Source organism: Stagnimonas aquatica, from assembly GCF_003730135.1.
GTDB classification, from domain to species: domain Bacteria; phylum Pseudomonadota; class Gammaproteobacteria; order Nevskiales; family Nevskiaceae; genus Stagnimonas; species Stagnimonas aquatica.
Map to the genome: position 1 here is coordinate 117,766 of NZ_RJVO01000004.1, position 17,963 is coordinate 135,728.

A 17,963-nucleotide genomic window follows, 5' to 3' on the forward strand; every position below is an offset into this window, starting at 1 on the left:
GCGGCGTAGCTTGGCGGCTCCACTGGAGGGGGAAGAATCATGAAAGCACTGAAGATCGTGATCTCGGTGATCGTCGGCCTGATCGCGCTGCTGGTGATCGTCGGCTTTGCGTTGCCGGATCGTGCCCACATCGAGCGCAGCACCCTGGTGCAGGCCAAGCCACAGGCGGTCTACGCGGTGCTCAACGGCTTCAAGCAGTTCCGCAAATGGTCGCCCTGGGAAGACCTCGATCCGAACGCGGTGCAGACCCTGTCTGGCCCGATCTGGGGTGTTGGCGCGCAGCAGGCCTGGAGCAGCCAGGACCCGAATGTCGGCAGCGGCTCGCAGGAGATCATGGCCACCGAGCCGGACAGCAGCGTGACCGTGCGTCTGGTCTTCGCGGGTTTCGACAGCGAAAACACTTCGATCTACCGCCTGAGCACCGAAGGCGAGGGCACCCGCGTGGTCTGGAGCTACGACTCGGTGTTCCACGGCAATCTGCTGGGCCGCTACTTCGGCCTGATGCTCGACAAGATGCTGGGGCCTGACTACGAGAAGGGCCTGGCCCGGCTCAAGACCCTGGTCGAGTCCATGCCCAAGACCGATTTCAGTGGCGTGGAACTGGCGGTGGTGCAGGTCGAGGCCGGGCCGATCCTCTACGTCTCCGCCAGCGCCAGCGCGGCCGAGGCCGGCGCCAAGCTGGGCGCGGCTTACGCGCAGATCATGGCGGTGATGGCGGCGCAGGGGCTGAAGCAGGTGGCGGCGCCGATGGCCATCACCCGCAAGTTCGACGAGGCCAGCAAGTTCTGGGAATTCGACGCCGCGATCCCGGTGGATCGCCAGCCCCCGGAGCCCCTCGCCGAGGGCACGGTGAAGCAGGGCGTGAGCTATGCCGGCTGGGCCTTGCGTGCCGTCCATACCGGCCCCTACGAGGCGATGGAGCCAACCTACGAGAAGCTGCTGGCCTACAAGGCGGTGGCCGGTTTCGAGGACAACGGCAACTCCTGGGAGCACTACGTCAGCGACCCGACCACGGTGCCGCCGGAGCAGGTCAAGACCGAGCTGTACTGGCCGATCAAGTAGGTGAGGGCGGCCTGCGCTGCGGGCCGCACTTACTCCGAGGCAGGTCGCCGACCTCAACCCTGGAATCCGTCCGCAACGCCCAGCGGCGACAATATGGGCATGGCCGCCGAATTCGACTCCCGTTCCTTCCTCCAGCAGCTCACCACCGCCCCCGGCGTCTACCGCATGTACGGGGCGCAGGACGAGCTGCTCTACGTGGGCAAGGCCAAGAGCCTGAAGAAGCGGGTCAGCCAGTACTTCCTGCGCGCCTCCGGCGATGCCCGCATCGAGGCGATGGTCAGCCAGATCCAGCGCATCGAGGTGACGCTGACCCATACCGAGGACGAGGCGCTGATCCTCGAAAGCAACCTCATCAAGGAGCTGGGGCCGAAGTACAACATCGTCTACCGCGACGACAAGAGCTACCCCTACGTGCGCTTCAGCGCGCACCGCTATCCGCGCATCGGCTACTACCGTGGCCAGAAGACCGGCGAGCACCGCTACTTCGGGCCTTTCCCCAGCGCCGGCGCGGTGAAGGAAACGCTCTACACCTTGCAGAAGCTGTTCAAGCTGAGGCCCTGCCGCGACAACTTCTTTGCGCACCGCCAGCGCGCCTGTCTGCAATACCAGATCAAGCGCTGCTCTGGCCCCTGCGTGGGCCTGATCAGCGAGGCCGACTACGCCCGCGACGTGCGCAATGCCGTGCGCCTGCTGGAAGGCAAGGCCGACGCCCTGGCCGGCGAGCTGACGGTGGAGATGGAGCAGGCCGCCGAGGCCCTGGAATTCGAGCGCGCCGCCTCGCTGCGCGACCAGATCGCCGCGCTCAAGAGGGTGCGCGAAAGCCGCTCGCTGACCGGTGGCGCCGAGGATCTCGACGTGGTGGTGGTGGCCCCGCACCAGTCCAGTAGCTGCGTAGTGGTGATGAGCGTGCGCGACGGCATGAACCTCGGCCACCGCAGCCACTTTCCTCGTCATCCGCCGCACGCGGCGCCGGAGGAGCTGCTGGAGAGCTTCCTCTCCCAACACTATCTCGACCAGCCGGCGCCGCCGGAGATTCTGGTCAGCCACGCGGTGGACGAGGAGGCGATGATCGAGGCGGCGCTGAGCGCGCGCGCCGGCCGCAAGGTGACGGTCAATCGGCCCCAGCGCGGCGCCAAGGTGCGCCTGCTGGAGATGGCGCAGGCCACCGCCGCACAGGCGCTGTCCACCCGCCTGGTGGAGGCGGCGAGCATGGACGAACGCATGCTGGAGCTGCAGCGCGCGCTCGATCTGGAGCAGCCGCCACGCCGGCTGGAATGCTTCGACATCAGCCACACCCGTGGCGAGCGCACCGTCGCCAGTTGCGTGGTGTTCAACGAGGACGGGCCGCTGAAGAGCGCCTACCGCAAGTTCAATCTCGAAACCGTGGACCCGGGCCGTGATGCCGGCCGGGCAGGCCCGTCGGCGCCCACGGCGGTGGCGGATGAGTTGCGCGGCGCGATCACCGCTGGCGACGATTACGCCGCGATCCACCAGGCGGTGAAGCGCCGCTATGCCCGCATCAAGGGCGGCGAGGTGGCAGCGCCGGATGTGCTGTTCATCGACGGCGGCCTGGGGCAGCTGAATGCCGCGCTCGAAGCCCTGGACGAGCTGGAGTTCAGCGACCTGAAGGTGGTCGCCATCGCCAAGGGGCCGACCCGCAAGCCGGGCCTGGAGGAACTGATCCTGCCCGACCGCGAGCTGCCGCTGCGGCTGCCGCCGGACTCTCCGGCGCTACACCTGATCCAGCGCATCCGCGACGAGGCGCACCGCTTCGCTATCACCGGCCATCGCGACCGTCGCGAGAAAGCGCGGGTGAGTTCCAGCCTGGAGGAGATCGAGGGCCTGGGCCCGGCGCGCCGACGCGCGCTGCTCACCGCCTTTGGCGGGCTGCCGGCGGTGAAGCGCGCCAGCGTTGATGAGTTGGCGAAGATCGAAGGCGTCAACCGGCCGCTGGCGGAGCGCATCTACGCGCATTTCCACTGAGGCACGCGGTGGGCCACATTTTTTTGCCTTGCCGGGGATGGGGCGGGGCGGTGGCCCGGATGCTTTCGGCTATCCTTCAAAGCCATGCGCATCAACTTTCCACTTGCCTTGACGCTGGGCCGCGTCGCCGCCATCCCTCTGGTGCTCGCGCTGTTCTACGTCGATTGGCCGCATGCCCGGCAATGGGCCTGCGTGCTGTTCGCCCTGGCGGGCATCACCGACTGGCTGGACGGCTACCTGGCCCGCAAGTGGAACCAGACCAGCAAGTTCGGCGCCTTTCTCGATCCGGTCGCCGACAAGCTGCTGGTGGCGATCTCGCTGGTGATGCTGCTGCGCGACGAGCCGGGTGGGGTGATGGCGATCCTGGTCGCGGTCATCATCGGCCGTGAGATCACCATCTCCGCCCTGCGTGAATGGCTGGCCGAGTTGGGCCAGCGCACCACCGTAGCGGTGAGCATGGTCGGCAAGGTCAAGACCGGCTTCCAGATGACCGCCATCGGCCTGATGCTCTGGCAGCAGCCCTTTCTCGGCCTGCCCATCTACGAGATCGGCTATCTGTGCCTGTTCGTCGCCTCGGCGCTGACCATCTGGTCGATGGTGGTCTACCTGCGTGCCGCCTGGCCGCTGCTGCGGGAATCGATGCCGCAATAAGCCGTGTCGCGGCTGCACGGTGGCTGCCGATGCCGAGGCGCTTCGGAATGCGCTCGCGGTGGCTTGAGAGCAGTCCCTCAGATCGCCGGATTTTTCCTTGACACTCCGAGCTTCCCCCCTATAATGCCGGCCACGCAAGCGGGAATAGCTCAGTTGGTAGAGCGATACCTTGCCAAGGTATAGGTCGCGAGTTCGAATCTCGTTTCCCGCTCCAAAGATTCAAAGCCCCGCCCAGCGGGGCTTTTGATTTTTATCGCTAGCGCAAGTGGCTGGGTGGCAGAGTGGTCATGCAGCGGACTGCAAATCCGCGTACGCCGGTTCAATTCCGACCCCAGCCTCCACTTGCGAACCTGGAGGCTACAGCTCTCCAGGTCGCCCGCCTTTCGGCTCCCAAGCTTTCTTGTTCGCGGCCCCGAGATGGAGACGCCAGCGCTCATCGCGCGTGCCGAGGCTGGCGTGGTCCGGTGGGCGAGACGTGTACGATCCGATAGCGCGCCGACGCCGGACTTGGTGATGGTCCCTGGCGGGTTCAGGAATCAAGGCATCTCATGAGTGTTTCCCGCCACAGGATTCTGGTTCTGCTCCTCTCGATGTTGCTGGCTTCCACCGCGAACGCCGGTGAGCGCGGCTGGTTTGGCGTCGATGCGCGCTACGCCACGCAGGGATTCTGGCTGGCACGCAAGCTGGAGTCGGTGGAGATTCTCGCCGTCGCCCACGGCTCGCCAGCCCAGCATGCCGGCTTGCGGGCGGGGGATCGCATCCTGCGCATTGACGATTGCCCAATCCCCGGCTGCTCGATTCTGCAGGCGGGCAAGGGCCTGTACCGTAATGTGGGTGATGTCGTTCGGGTGCGCGCCCGCCGGCCCGACGGAACCGAGTACGAAATCCAGCTTGTCGCTGGCCGCAGACCCAACTAGCGTCTTTTCCTCCGGGGCACTTCCTGGCCTGTTCGCAGGCGCCTTGCTCGTGCTCAGTTGGCGTCTTTGCCGAGATGGAAATCAAGCGGCCGATGCTCCATGCTCGCGCGCCGAAGACCGATACCCGGTCCTTCATCCGACACCCGAATACTCCCGAGTGATTCCCTACATTCCGCACCCGGTCGTCTCGATCTTCGGCCTGCAGGTTCAAGCCTTCCAAATCACGCTGACGCTGGCGGTGGTCAGCTTCGTGCTGGTGGCCGAGCGCTTGGCGCGCCGCAAGGGGCTGCCCATCGTCCAGTCGGCGCGCATGGCCGCCGCCGCGCTGGCCCTGGGGGGTATCGGGTCCTACCTGACCATGCTGCTCGCCTATTTTCCCGAGATCGGTTTCTCCGGCGATTGGCGGGCTATCGCCGCCTTCGGCGGTATGTCGTCCACCGGCGCGCTGTTCGGCGGACATCTGGGGGCCTGGCTAGTGACCCGGCGCTACTGGTCGGTCGAAAGATCCTTGCAGTTCCAGGATGCGATCATTCCGGCCTACGGCGTGGCGCTGACCATTGGCCGGGCCGGTTGTGCCCTGGCCCACGATCACCTGGGTGTGCATAGCGATGCCTGGTTCGCCGTGGACTTTCCGGGCGGCCCACAACTCGACATGGGCCTGATCGAATGCGTGCTGCTGATCCCGATCACCGTGGCCATGTTCTATGTGGACCGGCATGCGCGACGGCCAGGCACCACGCTGGCGTTCGGCTTCATCTGTCACGGCGTGATGCGTTTCGTGCTCGACTTCTGGCGGGTGGACGACAAGACCTACTTTGGCCTGATGCCCTCGCAGTATCTGTCGGTCGCATTCGTGCTCACCGCTCTGTTGGTGCTGGCCCTGGCGCCGCGCGCCGCTGGCCCGACTGCGGGGCGGAGGCTCGAAGCCGGGGACGCGGCCTCGCGCTGAGGCGAGATCGGCGTCGCAGCGGGCCGCCCGCCTGCGCCAGTGTTCCGGCCATTCGGCGGTGCCGTGGTCTTTTGCCGAGATGACGGCCCGCACGGCGCGCGTGCAATAATTCAGACGCCCCCGCCACGACCTCGTCCCCAGCAAGCCATGCGCATGAACATGAGGACCCTGGTCCTTGCCGCCGCCCTGATCGCCGGCCCTCAGGCCGCATCCGCACTGCAACTCTCCGAACTCGGCTTGTCGCCCGAGCAGATCAAGGCGCTGTTGGCGCAGGCCAAGGCCCCGGTCGCCTCGCCTGGCATCGCCTTCGGTTCCCCAGTGGCCTTCGGTGCGGGTTGGGGTGAGGTAGGTGTCGGCGCGGGTGGATCCACCCGCCCCAAGGGCCGTTCGCCGACGTTGGACGGTGGCGCCTCGGTGGTGGTGGGAGTGGGAAACCCCAAGTCCGCCGTGGGGCTTGAGTCCGCAGTGAACATCATCAGTATCGGTGAGGATCCCGGGCACGACGGCAACGTCAATCTCAAACTGCACACCTCCCTGTCCCGGTTCTCGGCGATGGCCGTCGGCGTCGAGAACGTCGCGCGCTGGGGGACCGCAAAGAAAACCCGTACTTCGACCTTCGTCGCCTATTCCCAACTGGTTCCGCTGCCCTGGAATGGTCCACGCGCCCTGGCCTTCAATATCGGGCTTGGCGACAACCGCTTCAGCAAAGGCGGGGAAGGCACGCAGTTGTTTGGTGGCATGGCCGTCTTCGTGCACCCGCAGGTTTCGCTGATCGCCGACTACAACGGTATCGAGCTGAACGGTGGTGTTTCCTGGGTTCCGTTCAGGCGCTGGCCGCTGACGATCAACCTCGGGGCCATCAACCTGACCGAGAACACCGCAGGCACTGAGTTCTCTGGCGGCGTTGGTTACTCCTTTAGATTCTGATCCTCTCTTCGCACCACGGAAGACCCAAGTCATGCGCACACTGCTGATCGCGATTGCCGCCTTGTTGAGTTTCACGGCGATGGCTGGAAACAGACCCCCGGTCAGTCTGCGTAGCGGGCCTGGTGGCTCCCTGGTGGCTTCTTCCGGCCAGTCGGAGGCAGTCTTCGGCGCCAGCGGCGGGCAGACTGCGGCGGGGGAGGCCTTCTACACCTCGTTGACCGAGAACCCCAAGTTTTCCAGTGAGGGTGGCAACGTCGATCAGAACGGCAAGGCCACCATCGATGTCGAGAACGGCGATGAAAAGTACGTGCTCAGCGTCGAGCCCGACGGTTCCGCGAGCCTGGAAGAGAAGGCGGCGCCGGTGCTTGGCACGGGCATCAGTTGCGCCACCAGCAACCCAGGCCTGCCACTGATCGTCGGCATGGCGCTGTTTTACCTGCTCCGCCGCCTGCTGCGGCGGGGTGGCTGGCGGGCCCAGGCATCGGCCTCTTCCAGCCAGTAGTCGCGCGTCTGCGGTACGACGCGCCGCTGCGCGACCGGCTTTTTCTTGCCGCGCTGGCGGCTGCCCTTCCTGCCTGTGCGCTGCTGGCCTGGGTGCGAACTGGCACCCTGACCTGGCATTGGCAGTCGCCGGATCTGAAAACCGTCCTGCTGGTGTTGATCTTTCACCCACTGGTGGAGGAACTCGCGTTCCGTGGCGCCATCCAGGAGGCGCTCCTGCGACGGCTGCCGGTGGGCTTCGGACCGCTGAGCTTCGCCAACCTAGTTACCAGTCTGCTGTTCGCGGCGATGCACCTTGGTTCGCGGGCAGCCTGGCTCGCCATCGCCACTTTCATACCCTCGCTGGTTTTCGGCTACTTCCGCGAGCGGCATGGCTCTCTGCTTTCGCCCATCGTCCTGCACATGGTCTACAACGGCATGGCGCTGTTGCTTTTGCCCCTACCCTGAGTCAGGGGCGATCAGCCGGCCGCTGGCCAGGTGAAGGGCTGCCAGCCGGCGCGCCAGAGCAGATACAGCGCCAGCACCGTGATCGGATAGATGGCGATGACGGCGAGGGCTGTCTGTGGCGGGTTCAGCAAGGCCTGGTCGCGGCGGCCGGCGACTGCCGGAGCGACGATCAGCCGGTCGGTCAGCAGTGCCACCGCCACGCCGGCGACGACATCGGCGAAGGCGTGATGGCGAGCCGCCATCGTCGAGTAGCCGATCAGCACCGCCCAGGCGATGGCCACGGCGCCGACGCGCGGCTGCACCCTGAGCAACAGCAGCGAGGCCATGAAGGCATTCGCCAGGTGCAGCGAGGGGAACAGATTGCGCGGCTGGTCCAGTGCGTAGTTCAGCGCCAGTCCCCACTCCAGGAAGTGGCTGTCCGGACGGAGATTGGTTGGCCGCTCGATGCCGACCGGGTAGGCCAGGAACACGGCGAAGCAGGTGAACTGGATGACCACGAAGCTGAGCACCGTCCTGCGAAAGAGGTGCGCGTCGCGGATGTAGAAGACCAGGACGAAGAGGTAGAAGTAGATCGAGACGTAGACCAGCTCCCAGGTCGGATTGAACGGGATGAGCCGGTCGATCGTTCCTCTCAGGTCCTGCGCCGGCAGTGACAGCGTCAGATGGTTGATCGGGAAATAGGGCAGGAAGGCGCCGATGGCGATCAGGGTCATCACCACGCGCTCAAAGGCCGCATCGCCCAGATGTCTGGGCCATGGGCTGCTCAGGATCGGTCGATCTGCCTGGGTCTGTGCCGGTTTCGGCGCGTCTAGCTCATCAAGGGTCGGTGGCATGAATGGCGCTGCTGCTCGGAGGGAGGCGGTCGGTTGGAGTCGGGCCGGGATGACCTGACTGCTGGCTGGTGACCGCAGCGGCTGATGGTAGGCCGCTTCGGTTTCGAGAATGCCGGTCGCAGACCCCGATCACCGCTCTCGCCACTCGCGGCGTGATTCAGTCCTGAATCTATGGTCAGAGCATTTTTTACCGGGGTGTGACAGGCATGTTGCCGCTTTTTTTCTGGCACGCTTCTTGAACCCAGCGATCAGTCGTTCACCCAAGGACAGTGGTATGAAGATAAAGGGATTTTCCGGTATTGCTCTGGCTTTGGCCTGCGTGGCCTGCGGTAGCAGCAGCAAGCCCGAGGTGGACAGCTTGCCACCGGACGCCTCGGCGGCGCCGGCCGGCGGCGGAAGTTGCGCCAATGCGCCGGTTCCGCATGTGGCCTCGACCCAGGATCGCTACTCCCTCGCCAACGGCTGCTTCGTGCTCAAGTCGGTCGCCTCCAAGGCTTACGCGGTGAAGGATGGCAACGGCGGCTATGCCGCGACCGCCGCCGCCGCCGCTGGCGGCGAGCCGCTGCTGCTGCGCCCGACCGGCCTGGGCAAGTACCTGTTCTACGCCAAGGATCAGAGCTTTCTCGCCGCCACCAGCGCCGAGGCGGTGGGCAGCGTGGATGCTCCCGAAGAGGCGGTGGTGTGGACCGTGGACAAGACTGCCGACGGCCATTTCAGCATCGTCTCCGAGCAGGAAGGCCAGCCTCTGGCGGCGGACAACAGCGGCGCCCTGGTGCTGGCCAGTGGCGGCGCGACGGCGTTCGACTTCGAGGCCAGCAGCGGCTGCACGCCCTACCCGGAAATGCCGGTCGGCATCCAGGGGCGCACTTTCACGGGGCAGGGCATCGACAAGCCGGTGATCGGCTACGCCGACGCCCATACCCACATGGCGATGGGCAGTGAGCTGTCGGACGGCAGCGGCAACGTCGGTCCCTCGGCGGCCGGCATTGTCTACGGCCAGATGTTCAACCGCTTTGGTGTGACCGAGGCGCTCGGCAACTGCCAGGCCTTCCACGGCCCCAACGGCATTCTCGACGCCGAGTGGATCGTTGCCGGCACCGCGCCCGGAACCCACGACACCCAGGGCTGGCCGACCTTCGTGGACTGGCCGAAGGTTCCCAACATCAGCCACCAGGCGATGTACTACAAATGGGTCGAGCGCTCCTACATCGCCGGCCAGCGGCTGATGGTCAACCTCGGCACCAACATCGAGGCGCTCTGCCAGTTCGGCTCGCTGACGCTGGGCACCAAGTTCGCCGACTGCAACGACATGAGCATCGGCATCAAGCAGCTCAAGTACGCCTACCAGATGCAGGACTACATCGACGCCCAGGAAGGCGGCCCCGGCAAGGGCTGGTATCGCATCGTGCAGTCGCCGGCCGAGGCGCGTCAGGTCATCAACGAGGGCAAGATGGCGGTGGTGCTGGGTCTGGAGTTCTCCAACATCTTCGGCTGCGGCACCAAGTCCATCGCCGGCATCGGTGAAGTTGCCCAGTGCACCAAGGAGGACATCGACGCCGGCCTCGAAGAGGTCTACAAGCTCGGCGTCCGTCAGCTCTACCTCTACCACGACATCAACAACGCGCTGGCCGGCACCGGCATCTTCAGCGGCGTGGTGATGGACCTGCTCGGCTTTCTGCAGACCGGCTCCTTCCGCGACACCTACACCTGCCCGCCGGAAGAGCACCAGTGGTTCGCGCAGGACCGTGGCCTGCCGCATTTCGCCGACTTCTACATCGCCGGTGCGGTGCAGGAAGCTTCCTTGCCGATCAACACCCCGCTCACCGACTTCCTGCTGGGCATCACCAACGGCATCCTGCCGATCTATCCGCCGGGTCGTCAGTGCAACGCCAAGGGCCTGACCGACCTCGGCCGCTACGCCCTGCAGGAGGCGATGAAGAAGAAGATGGTGCTCGACACCGACCACGCCTCGATGCTGGTGAAGAACGAGATGATCGACGTCGCCCGCCATCAGACGCCGGTGTATCCGCTGATCTCGGTGCATGGCGGCCACGGCGGCCTGACCAAGGAAATGGCCAAGGACATCCTCGATCTCGGCGGCATCATCTTCCCCTACAACCCGAACGGCGTGATGGCCAAGTCGGTGTTCGACGAACTCAAGACCATGTGGCCGTCGGATCGCCCCCTGGGCATGGGCTATGGCTTCGACGGCAACGGCTTCGGAGGCTATCCCGAGCCGCGTGGCGCCAGCCGGCCGCAGATCAGCTATCCCTTCAAGCTGTTCGAGGGCCCGGGCTGGGGGCCGCAGTTCGCGGCGGCCGGTATCAAGCCGGTCACGGTGGAAATGCTGACCATCCCCGAGAGCGGCAAGTCCTGGAACGCGGACGTGGATGGCACGCCGCACTACGGTCTGATGCCCGACATCGTCGAGGAGCTGCGTCTGGAAGGCGGCGAGGAGGCGGTAAGCGCCTTCTACAACTCCGCCGAGGCCTACATCCAGATGTGGGAGCGGGTCTACAACCGCTAGGTTCGTGCGCGCCGGGCGGCGCCCTGCCGCCCGGACTCAGCGGCTGGTGATCGGCTGCGCCAGGATCCACAGCCCGGCGCCGGTGAACAGCACCATCAGCAGCAGCATGGGAATCTGGCTGAGCGCTGCTTTGCCCCGGCTCGGGAACAGCCGCAGGGCCTCCAGGTGCGCGAGGTAGACGCTGACGATGTGGCCGAACAGGATCAGCCCGACCTGCACATGCCAGACCAGACCGATGTCGGGCAGGTAGGGCGCGCGGAACAGGCCGGCGGTGCCGAACAGGTTCCAGCCCCGGCCGAAGGGATCGGACAAGAGACTGACGATCTTCACGCCCTGGGTGAGGATCAGCGTGTAGTAGTGAGTGATGTTGTAGACCAGCACGATGGGCAGCAGCGACAGCGCGAAGCGCAGCGCCAGGGTGCGCAGCGGCAGGCGGCTGCCGGTGATCAGTTTCATCAGGCCGATGGCCAGCAGGTAGACCGCCAGATACAGGAACGGCGAGATCAGCAGGCAGAAGCTCTGGAAGGCGAAGTACACCGGCCGCAGGGTGGGGAAGGCGTAGATCGCCTTGGTGCCGACCCAGGCTTCGAGGATGCCCCAGGGATCGCTCCAGAACAGTTGCAGCCAGGTGCGGGTCGCCATCAGCCCGTCGAAGGCGGTGGACGAGAGCATGAACAACACGAAGACCAGCAGGCTCCAGCGTTCTGCTGGCTGTTCCAACAGGCCGCTGAACGGCCTGCGCAGGCGCAGGCGGCCCTGCTCGTAGGCGAACGGCGCCATCTTCGCGATCAGGCGCAGAAACACTGCGAAGAACTCGCCGTAGCGGAACCAGTCGCGCGCGCCGAAGGCCCAGACGCCGAGCAGGTTCAGCAGGCTGTACACCGAGAGCGTCACCGCCAGCGAAAACGGACGGGTGTGCGCGAACAGCTCGATCCAGATGAAGGCCATGTAGAAGGCCAGGGCCGGCCAGTAGGCCAGGCGCCGGGGATAGCGCCAGCGCCCGCGCGTGTAGCCGGGGATCAGCCGGCCCAGGCTCTCCGCCAGCGTCCGCCAGGGATTGATCGCCGCGTAGAGATCGCCGAACAGCGCGGTGGCATAGGCGTAGGCCAGCACGAACACGATCCAGAAGAAGGTCATGCTGAAGTTGCGGTAGGGGTCGGCGTTGCCGAAGTAGCCGGTGGCGACCGTCAGCAGCAGGCCGCACAGGGCGATCAGCCGCAGCAGGGGTTTCAAACCGGACAGGGCGAGCGGCAGCGTCTTGGGCGCACGCGTGGCGAAGGTCTCCTCCTTCGCGGTCGCGAACCAGGCCACCAGCAGGAACGACAGCAGCAGCGCCGCCGTCGCGCCGTAGATGTACATCCAGAACGGCACCGGCAGGTTGTAGAGCCGGCCGAAGGAGTGCGCCTGCGCCGCCCCCGGGAGCCCGGCCAGCAGTGCCAGGGCGAGGGTGGTCGGCGGGCGGCTGGGCCTCATGATCGGGTGCACCGGTTGCTTAAAGGGTGGACGCGGCCGCAGGCAGGTAGCCGCGCATGCCGGCGCGTAGTTGATTCTCGCTGATGCCCTCCGCGCCTGTCAGCGCCGGTGTGCTCGCCGGAACAGGCCGGGCGGGGCCGGCAGGTTCGGCGATGCTGGGAAGTCGGTACCCGTCGCATCCGTCCTGATCGGCGTTCTGGCGTTGATCGCGAGGTTCTGCCGCGCGCTCACCACCGAGCCCACTCAACAATTCGGGCACACCGGCGCGCGATCTACCGGGCTATGGCCAACGTCCATGCCGTTCATGAGTTCGCTCCCTTGTGAGCCAGCAGACGCAAGGCATTGATCACCACGATCAAGGTCGAGCCCTCGTGGAACAGCACGGCCGCGCCGATGCTCAGCCCGAAGATGGTGGCCGGAATCAGGACCGCAACCACGCCAAGGCTCACCCAGAGGTTCTGCTTGATCACCCGGCTGGTCGCGCGCGAGAGCCCGACCGCGAAGGGCAGATGGCGGAGGTCGTCGGCCATCAATGCGACATCGGCGGTTTCCAGCGCGACATCGGAGCCTGCGGCTCCCATCGCGATGCCGACCGTCGCCTTGGCCATCGCCGGCGCGTCGTTGACACCATCGCCGACCATCGCGACCTTGCCGTGTGCTTCGATCAAGCTCTTGATCGCATCGAGCTTCTGCTCCGGCATCAGGTCGCCACGGGCTTCGGTCAGGCCGACCGATTTGGCGACCGATTCCGCCGCTTTCTGGTTGTCGCCGGAAATCATGACCAACTGCTTCATGCCCAGTTGCCGCAGTTGCTTCATGACCTCACCGGCGGCCGGGCGGGGCGTATCCATGACGCCGATGACGCCGAGATAGCGAGTGCCACGCCGGACGATCATGGTCGTTCGACCGGAGTCCACCAGTTTCGCGTTGGTCTGAGCGAGGTCTTCGGGGATTGGCGCGTCCTTCATCTCCGTGAACATCACCGGCTTGCCGATCAGGACCTGTTCGCCACCCAGGTCGGCACGAATACCGCGCCCCGTCATGCTTTCGACCGACCCAAGCGAAAGCGCCTGAAGCTTGTCCTTCAGGCGCTCCACCGCACCCTCGACCACGGCAGAGGCCAAGGGATGGTCGCTCTGCTTCTCGACGGCGAGCGCGACATTCAGCAGCTCTTCGAGGGGCACTCCGTCAGCGGGGACGACATCGGTCAGCTTGGGCTTGCCTTCGGTCAGCGTTCCGGTCTTGTCGAAAGCAATTGCCGTGAGCGTGCCCAGGTTTTCTAGCGGACCACCGCCTTTGACCAGCACGCCGCCGCGCGCGGCGCGCGCCACACCGCTGAGCACGGCGCTGGGGACCGAGATGGCCAGCGCGCAGGGGCTCGCGGCCACCAGCACCGCCATGGCGCGGTAGAAGCTCGTCGCAAAAGACTCGTCGATGACCACCCAGGCGAGCATCAGGAGCACGACCAGCAGCAGCACCGACGGCACGAAGATCCGCTCGAAACGCTCGGTCAGTTTCTGCGTCGGCGAACGCTGTGCCTCGGCCTCGGTGACCATCTTCACCACGCGCGCCATCGTCGATTGATCGGAGCGACGAGCCACGCTGACTTCCATCGCGCCGCTGCCGTTGATGGTGCCCGCGAACACCCGGTGCTTCGCCGGCAGCTTGTCGAAACCGGCCATCGCCGCCGCGACATCCTTCACCGGCTCCTTGTCGACCGGGAGGCTTTCACCCGTTACCGGTGCCTGATTGACGGCGCTGGTGCCGACCGTCACAACGCCGTCGGCTGGCAGTCGCTCGTTCGGGCGGACCAGGATGATCTCGCCGATCTCCAGCTCAGCGACGGGCACTTCCTTCGTGGTGCCATTGCGGCGGACGGTCGCGACCTCGGGCGCCAGCTTCGCCAGCGCCTCAATCGCGCGCCGGGCTCGCCCCATGGCGAAGTGCTCCAGCGAGTGGCCGAGGCTGAACAGGAACAACAGCAGAGCACCTTCTGCCCAGGCGCCCAGTGTTGCGGCACCGATGGCCGCGACCAGCATGAGCGTGTCGATCTCGAAGCGCTGCGCGCGGAGATTCTCCAGTGCTTCTCGCGCCGTGTAGAACCCACCGGAGAAATAGGCCGCTACATAGAGGCCTGTCGGCAACCAGCCAGGCCCGATGCTTTGCTTGGCGAGCAGGTAACCCGCGAGCGTGAGCGCGCCCGTCAGCAGCGCAAAGATCAGCTCGGTCTTCTCGCCGAAGATCCCACCGTCGCCATGCTCGTGTCTGCCGCCGCCCTTGCTGTCGTTGTGGGCCTGACCGCTTTTCTCATCGTGGGCACCACCCTGGCCGACCTCGCTGCCGGCGTGATCGTGCGGATCGGCTCGATCAGTACCGGAACCTCTTTGTCCGTGTTGCTTGCTCATTGCGCTACTCCCTTCACTGCATTTTCGAGCCTTGCCATCGGTTTGAGATGAGCCATGTCCGTCTCCTTTCCAGGTCAAAGACCCAGGCAGCCAGCCTTAGGGCGTGCTGGCTTGGGAGTTCAGCCTCGTGTCCTGAGGTGTTTGCTCTTCGGCCTCGCGGCGGTGAGCCAGGCGGTACAGCCCCGGCAGCACCAGCAGCGTCAGCAAGGTCGAGGAGATGATTCCGCCGATGACCACCGTGGCCAGCGGACGCTGGACCTCGGCACCGGTGCCGGTGTTGAGCGCCATCGGCACGAAGCCCAGGCTCGCGACCAGCGCGGTCATCAGCACCGGACGCAGTCGCGTCAGTGCACCCTGGATGATGGCGTCGTCCATGCCCATTCCGTCCTCGCGCAGCGACTTGATGAAGCTGACCATGACCAGGCCGTTGAGCACGGCCACGCCGGACAGCGCGATGAAGCCGACGCCGGCACTGATCGAGAACGGAATGTCCCGCACCCAGAGCGCCAACACCCCACCGGTCAACGCCAGCGGCACGCCGCTGAAGATCACCAGCGCGTCGCGGAAGTTGCCGAAGGCGAGCACCAGCAGTCCGAGGATCAGCGCCAGGGTCACCGGCACCACAATCGACAGCCGCTTCGACGCCGACTGCAACTGCTCGAAAGTGCCGCCGTAGTCGAGCCAGTAGCCGGCCGGCACCGACACCTGCCGGATCGCTTCCTGAGCGTCGGTGACAAAGCCGCCCAGGTCGCGGCCACGGACGTTGGCGGTGATGACGATGCGCCGCTTGCCGTTCTCACGGCTGACCTGGTTCGGCCCCGGAGCGATGCTCAGCTCCGCGATCTCGCCCAGGGGCACCTGACCACCGCCGGGCAACGGGATGGGCAGGCGCTCCAGAGCGCGCAGGTCGTCACGGCGGGCTTCCGGCAGGCGCACGACGATGTCGTAGCGGGCGTCGCCCTCGAAGACCTGGCCCGACTCGCGACCACCAATCGCCGTCGAGACCACGCCCTGCACGTCCGAGATCGCCAAGCCATAGCGCGCGAGAGCTTCGCGACGCGGTAGCACCGACAGCACCGGCAGACCACTCACCTGCTCGACCTTCACGTCGGCGGAGCCCTTAACGCTGCGCAACGCGGCGGCCAGCTTGTTGCCGGTAGCCAGCATCCGCTCGAGGTCGTCGCCGTAGAGCTTTACGGCGAAGTCAGAGCGGACACCGGAGATCAGCTCGTTGAAGCGGAGCTGGATCGGCTGGCTGAGTTCATAGGCGTTGCCGGGGAGCTGCTCCAGGGCCTCCTGGATCTCGACCGCGAGATCGGACTTCAGCTTCTTCGGATCCGGCCATTCGCTCTGCGGCTTGAGCATGATGTAGCCGTCCGAGATGTTCTGCGGCATCGGGTCGGTGGCGACCTCGGCGGTGCCAGTGCGCGCGAAGGCCGTCTTCACCTCCGGGAACTGCATCAGGCGCAGTTCGATCTGCTTCTGGAACTCCACCGACTGACTCAGACCCGTGGCTGGGATGCGCAGCGCCTGAGCGGCGATGTCGCCTTCGTTGAGGCTAGGTACAAACTCGCTGCCCAGGCGGGTCGCCAGCCATCCGCAGGCCAGCACCAGGACAAGCGCTCCCGCAAGGAGGGCAGCGCGCAGCTTGAGCGCCCAGCGCAGCAGCGGCTCATAGCCGCGCCGCGCCGTTTCCAGAACGAGGTTGTGCTTTTCCTTGACCGGACCACGGAACAGCAACGCCACGCCGGCAGGGACGAAGGTGACTGACAGGAACAAGGCGGCGGCCAGCGCCATCACCACGGTCTGCGCCATCGGGTGGAACATCTTTCCTTCCACACCTTCGAGCGCAAAGATCGGCAGATACACCGCAGTGATGATGAAGACGCCGAACAGGCTGGGGTGGATCACCTCGGCGGTGGATTCATAGACGGTCTCCATCCGCGCCTTGAGGCTCAAGCTGCCCTGCTCCTCGCTCTGCTCGGAGAGGCGACGCAGGCAGTTCTCCACGATGATCACCGCACCATCGACGATCAGGCCGAAGTCCAGCGCACCCAGACTCATCAGGTTGGCGGACACCTTGGTCTCGACCATGCCCGTGATGGTCATCAGCATCGCCAGCGGGATGACCGTCGCGGTCAGCAGGGCCGCCCGCAGGTTGCCCAGCAGCAGGAACAGGATCACCACCACGAGCAGCGCGCCTTCCAGCAGGTTCTTCTGGACCGTGGCGATGGCCTTGTCGACCAGCACGGTGCGGTCGTACGCGGTGACCGCCTTCACGCCCTTGGGCAGCGAGTCGTTGACCTTCACGAGCTGCTCGGCGACCGCTTTGGCGACCGTGCGGCTGTTCTCGCCGACCAGCATCACGGCGGTGCCGAGCACCGTCTCGTGTCCGTCGCGCGTGGCGGCACCGGTGCGCAGTTCCTTGCCTAGTCCAACCTCGGCGACATCGTTCACCGTGATCGGCACACCCTCGCGGGTGGCGACCACCAGACGGCGCAGATCGTCGATACCGGTGACCTGGCCGGGAATGCGGACCAGCAGCTGCTCCTGGTTGCGCTCCAGATAGCCCGCGCCCTGGTTGGCGTTGTTGCGTTCGACGGCTTGAGCGACGTCTTCAAACCTCAGGCCGTAGGCGAGCAGGCGTGCCGGGTCTGGCTGCACGTGGAACTGCTTGGCGTAGCCACCGATGCTGTTCACCTCGGTAACGCCAGGCACCTGCAGCAACTGCGGGCGGATCACCCAGTCCTGCAGGCTGCGCAGCGCCATCGCGTCGTAAGGCCTGCCGTCGGCTTGACGGGCCTCGGAATCGGCCTCGACGGTGTAGAGGAAGATTTCGCCGAGACCGGTAGCAATCGGCCCCATCGCGGGTTCGACGTTATCGGGCAGGCGACTCCGGGCCTGCTGCAAACGCTCGTTGACGAGCTGCCGCGCGAAGTAGATGTCGGTGCCGTCCTTGAAGACAACCGTCACCTGGGAGAGGCCGTAGCGCGACAGCGAGCGACGGTATTCCAGGCCGGGCAAGCCGGTGATGGAGGTCTCGATCGGCACGGTGATGCGCTGCTCCACCTCCAGCGGGGTGTAGCCGGCGGCCTGGGTGTTGATCTGGACCTGGACATTGGTGATGTCCGGCACCGCGTCGATGGGCAGGCGTTGGTAGTTGTAGATGCCCAGCGCGACCAGCGCGAGCATCAGCGTCATCACCACACCACTGCGGGTGATGGCGAAGCGCAGGATCGCTTCAATCATGGCAGTGTTCTCCGAATCCGGGAGCGGCGTGGCGGTAGC

At 65.8% G+C, this 17,963-nt stretch carries 13 protein-coding genes and 2 tRNA genes; 11 read left to right on the forward strand and 4 right to left on the reverse strand.

The features are described 5' to 3' along the window. Positions 1-39 precede the first annotated feature (39 nt). From ED208_RS10125 to mrtJ, 10 genes are all read left to right on the forward strand, one after another. Positions 40-1,062: an SRPBCC family protein gene (locus tag ED208_RS10125; protein WP_123211783.1), complete on the forward strand. Its 1,023-nt coding sequence runs from the start codon at positions 40-42 to the stop codon at positions 1,060-1,062. 99 nt (positions 1,063-1,161) lie between these two features. Next, the gene (uvrC, locus tag ED208_RS10130; RefSeq protein WP_123212012.1) at positions 1,162-3,045 is read left to right on the forward strand and encodes an excinuclease ABC subunit UvrC; all 1,884 of its coding nucleotides are present in this window, start codon (positions 1,162-1,164) and stop codon (positions 3,043-3,045) included. 84 nt (positions 3,046-3,129) lie between these two features. Then, on the forward strand, positions 3,130-3,696 hold the full coding sequence (gene pgsA / locus ED208_RS10135; protein ID WP_123211784.1) for a CDP-diacylglycerol--glycerol-3-phosphate 3-phosphatidyltransferase: 567 nt from the start codon (positions 3,130-3,132) through the stop codon (positions 3,694-3,696). A gap of 138 nt (positions 3,697-3,834) precedes the next feature. After that, a tRNA-Gly gene (locus tag ED208_RS10140) sits at positions 3,835-3,910 on the forward strand. A gap of 53 nt (positions 3,911-3,963) precedes the next feature. Further along, positions 3,964-4,037, forward strand: a tRNA-Cys gene (locus ED208_RS10145). Between the two features lie 207 nt (positions 4,038-4,244). Beyond that, positions 4,245-4,613 (forward strand): PDZ domain-containing protein, encoded by a 369-nt coding sequence (locus ED208_RS10150; RefSeq protein WP_123211785.1) that lies wholly within the window; start codon positions 4,245-4,247, stop codon positions 4,611-4,613. Continuing rightward, positions 4,588-5,562, forward strand: coding sequence for a prolipoprotein diacylglyceryl transferase (locus ED208_RS10155; protein WP_158608503.1), 975 nt, complete (start codon positions 4,588-4,590; stop codon positions 5,560-5,562). Before ED208_RS10150 ends, ED208_RS10155 begins: the two co-directional genes overlap by 26 nt. Positions 5,563-5,715: 153 nt before the next feature. Then, on the forward strand, positions 5,716-6,489 hold the full coding sequence (locus ED208_RS10160; RefSeq protein WP_158608504.1) for a hypothetical protein: 774 nt from the start codon (positions 5,716-5,718) through the stop codon (positions 6,487-6,489). A gap of 31 nt (positions 6,490-6,520) precedes the next feature. After that, on the forward strand, positions 6,521-6,991 hold the full coding sequence (locus tag ED208_RS17315; RefSeq protein WP_158608505.1) for a hypothetical protein: 471 nt from the start codon (positions 6,521-6,523) through the stop codon (positions 6,989-6,991). Positions 6,992-7,083: 92 nt separating this feature from the next. Continuing rightward, the gene (mrtJ, locus tag ED208_RS17320; RefSeq protein ID WP_158608506.1) at positions 7,084-7,437 is read left to right on the forward strand and encodes a JDVT-CTERM system glutamic-type intramembrane protease MrtJ; all 354 of its coding nucleotides are present in this window, start codon (positions 7,084-7,086) and stop codon (positions 7,435-7,437) included. An 11-nt stretch (positions 7,438-7,448) separates the two neighbouring features. Here the strand turns inward: mrtJ and ED208_RS10170 are convergent, their stop codons facing one another. Further along, positions 7,449-8,150, reverse strand: coding sequence for a phosphatase PAP2 family protein (locus tag ED208_RS10170; RefSeq protein WP_158608507.1), 702 nt, complete (start codon positions 8,148-8,150; stop codon positions 7,449-7,451). 394 nt (positions 8,151-8,544) lie between these two features. Here ED208_RS10170 and ED208_RS10175 point away from each other — a divergent pair, with 394 nt between their 5' ends. Next, a complete protein-coding gene (locus ED208_RS10175) occupies positions 8,545-10,797 on the forward strand; it encodes a peptidase M19 (protein WP_148044728.1) in 2,253 nt (750 codons plus the stop codon). A 36-nt stretch (positions 10,798-10,833) separates the two neighbouring features. On the opposite strand, the gene ED208_RS10180 is transcribed toward ED208_RS10175, so the two are convergent. From ED208_RS10180 to ED208_RS10190, 3 genes are all read right to left on the reverse strand, one after another. Next, complete coding sequence (locus ED208_RS10180) at positions 10,834-12,270, reverse strand: hypothetical protein (RefSeq protein WP_123211791.1); 1,437 nt, start codon at positions 12,268-12,270, stop codon at positions 10,834-10,836. A gap of 302 nt (positions 12,271-12,572) precedes the next feature. Continuing rightward, a complete protein-coding gene (locus ED208_RS10185; protein ID WP_123211792.1) occupies positions 12,573-14,675 on the reverse strand; it encodes a heavy metal translocating P-type ATPase in 2,103 nt (700 codons plus the stop codon). Positions 14,676-14,771: 96 nt separating this feature from the next. Continuing rightward, a complete protein-coding gene (locus ED208_RS10190; protein WP_123211793.1) occupies positions 14,772-17,924 on the reverse strand; it encodes an efflux RND transporter permease subunit in 3,153 nt (1,050 codons plus the stop codon). Positions 17,925-17,963 lie beyond the last annotated feature (39 nt).

Coding starts and splice junctions, on each gene's coding strand:
- uvrC (WP_123212012.1), top strand. CDS start 1,162: ATGGCCGCCGAATTCGACTCCCGTTCCTTCCTCCAGCAGCTCACCACC.
- ED208_RS10190 (WP_123211793.1), bottom strand. CDS start 17,924: ATGATTGAAGCGATCCTGCGCTTCGCCATCACCCGCAGTGGTGTGGTG.
- ED208_RS10180 (WP_123211791.1), bottom strand. CDS start 12,270: ATGAGGCCCAGCCGCCCGCCGACCACCCTCGCCCTGGCACTGCTGGCC.
- ED208_RS10150 (WP_123211785.1), top strand. CDS start 4,245: ATGAGTGTTTCCCGCCACAGGATTCTGGTTCTGCTCCTCTCGATGTTG.
- ED208_RS10185 (WP_123211792.1), bottom strand. CDS start 14,675: ATGAGCAAGCAACACGGACAAAGAGGTTCCGGTACTGATCGAGCCGAT.
- ED208_RS17315 (WP_158608505.1), top strand. CDS start 6,521: ATGCGCACACTGCTGATCGCGATTGCCGCCTTGTTGAGTTTCACGGCG.
- ED208_RS10160 (WP_158608504.1), top strand. CDS start 5,716: ATGAACATGAGGACCCTGGTCCTTGCCGCCGCCCTGATCGCCGGCCCT.
- pgsA (WP_123211784.1), top strand. CDS start 3,130: ATGCGCATCAACTTTCCACTTGCCTTGACGCTGGGCCGCGTCGCCGCC.
- ED208_RS10175 (WP_148044728.1), top strand. CDS start 8,545: ATGAAGATAAAGGGATTTTCCGGTATTGCTCTGGCTTTGGCCTGCGTG.
- ED208_RS10125 (WP_123211783.1), top strand. CDS start 40: ATGAAAGCACTGAAGATCGTGATCTCGGTGATCGTCGGCCTGATCGCG.
- ED208_RS10170 (WP_158608507.1), bottom strand. CDS start 8,150: ATGACCCTGATCGCCATCGGCGCCTTCCTGCCCTATTTCCCGATCAAC.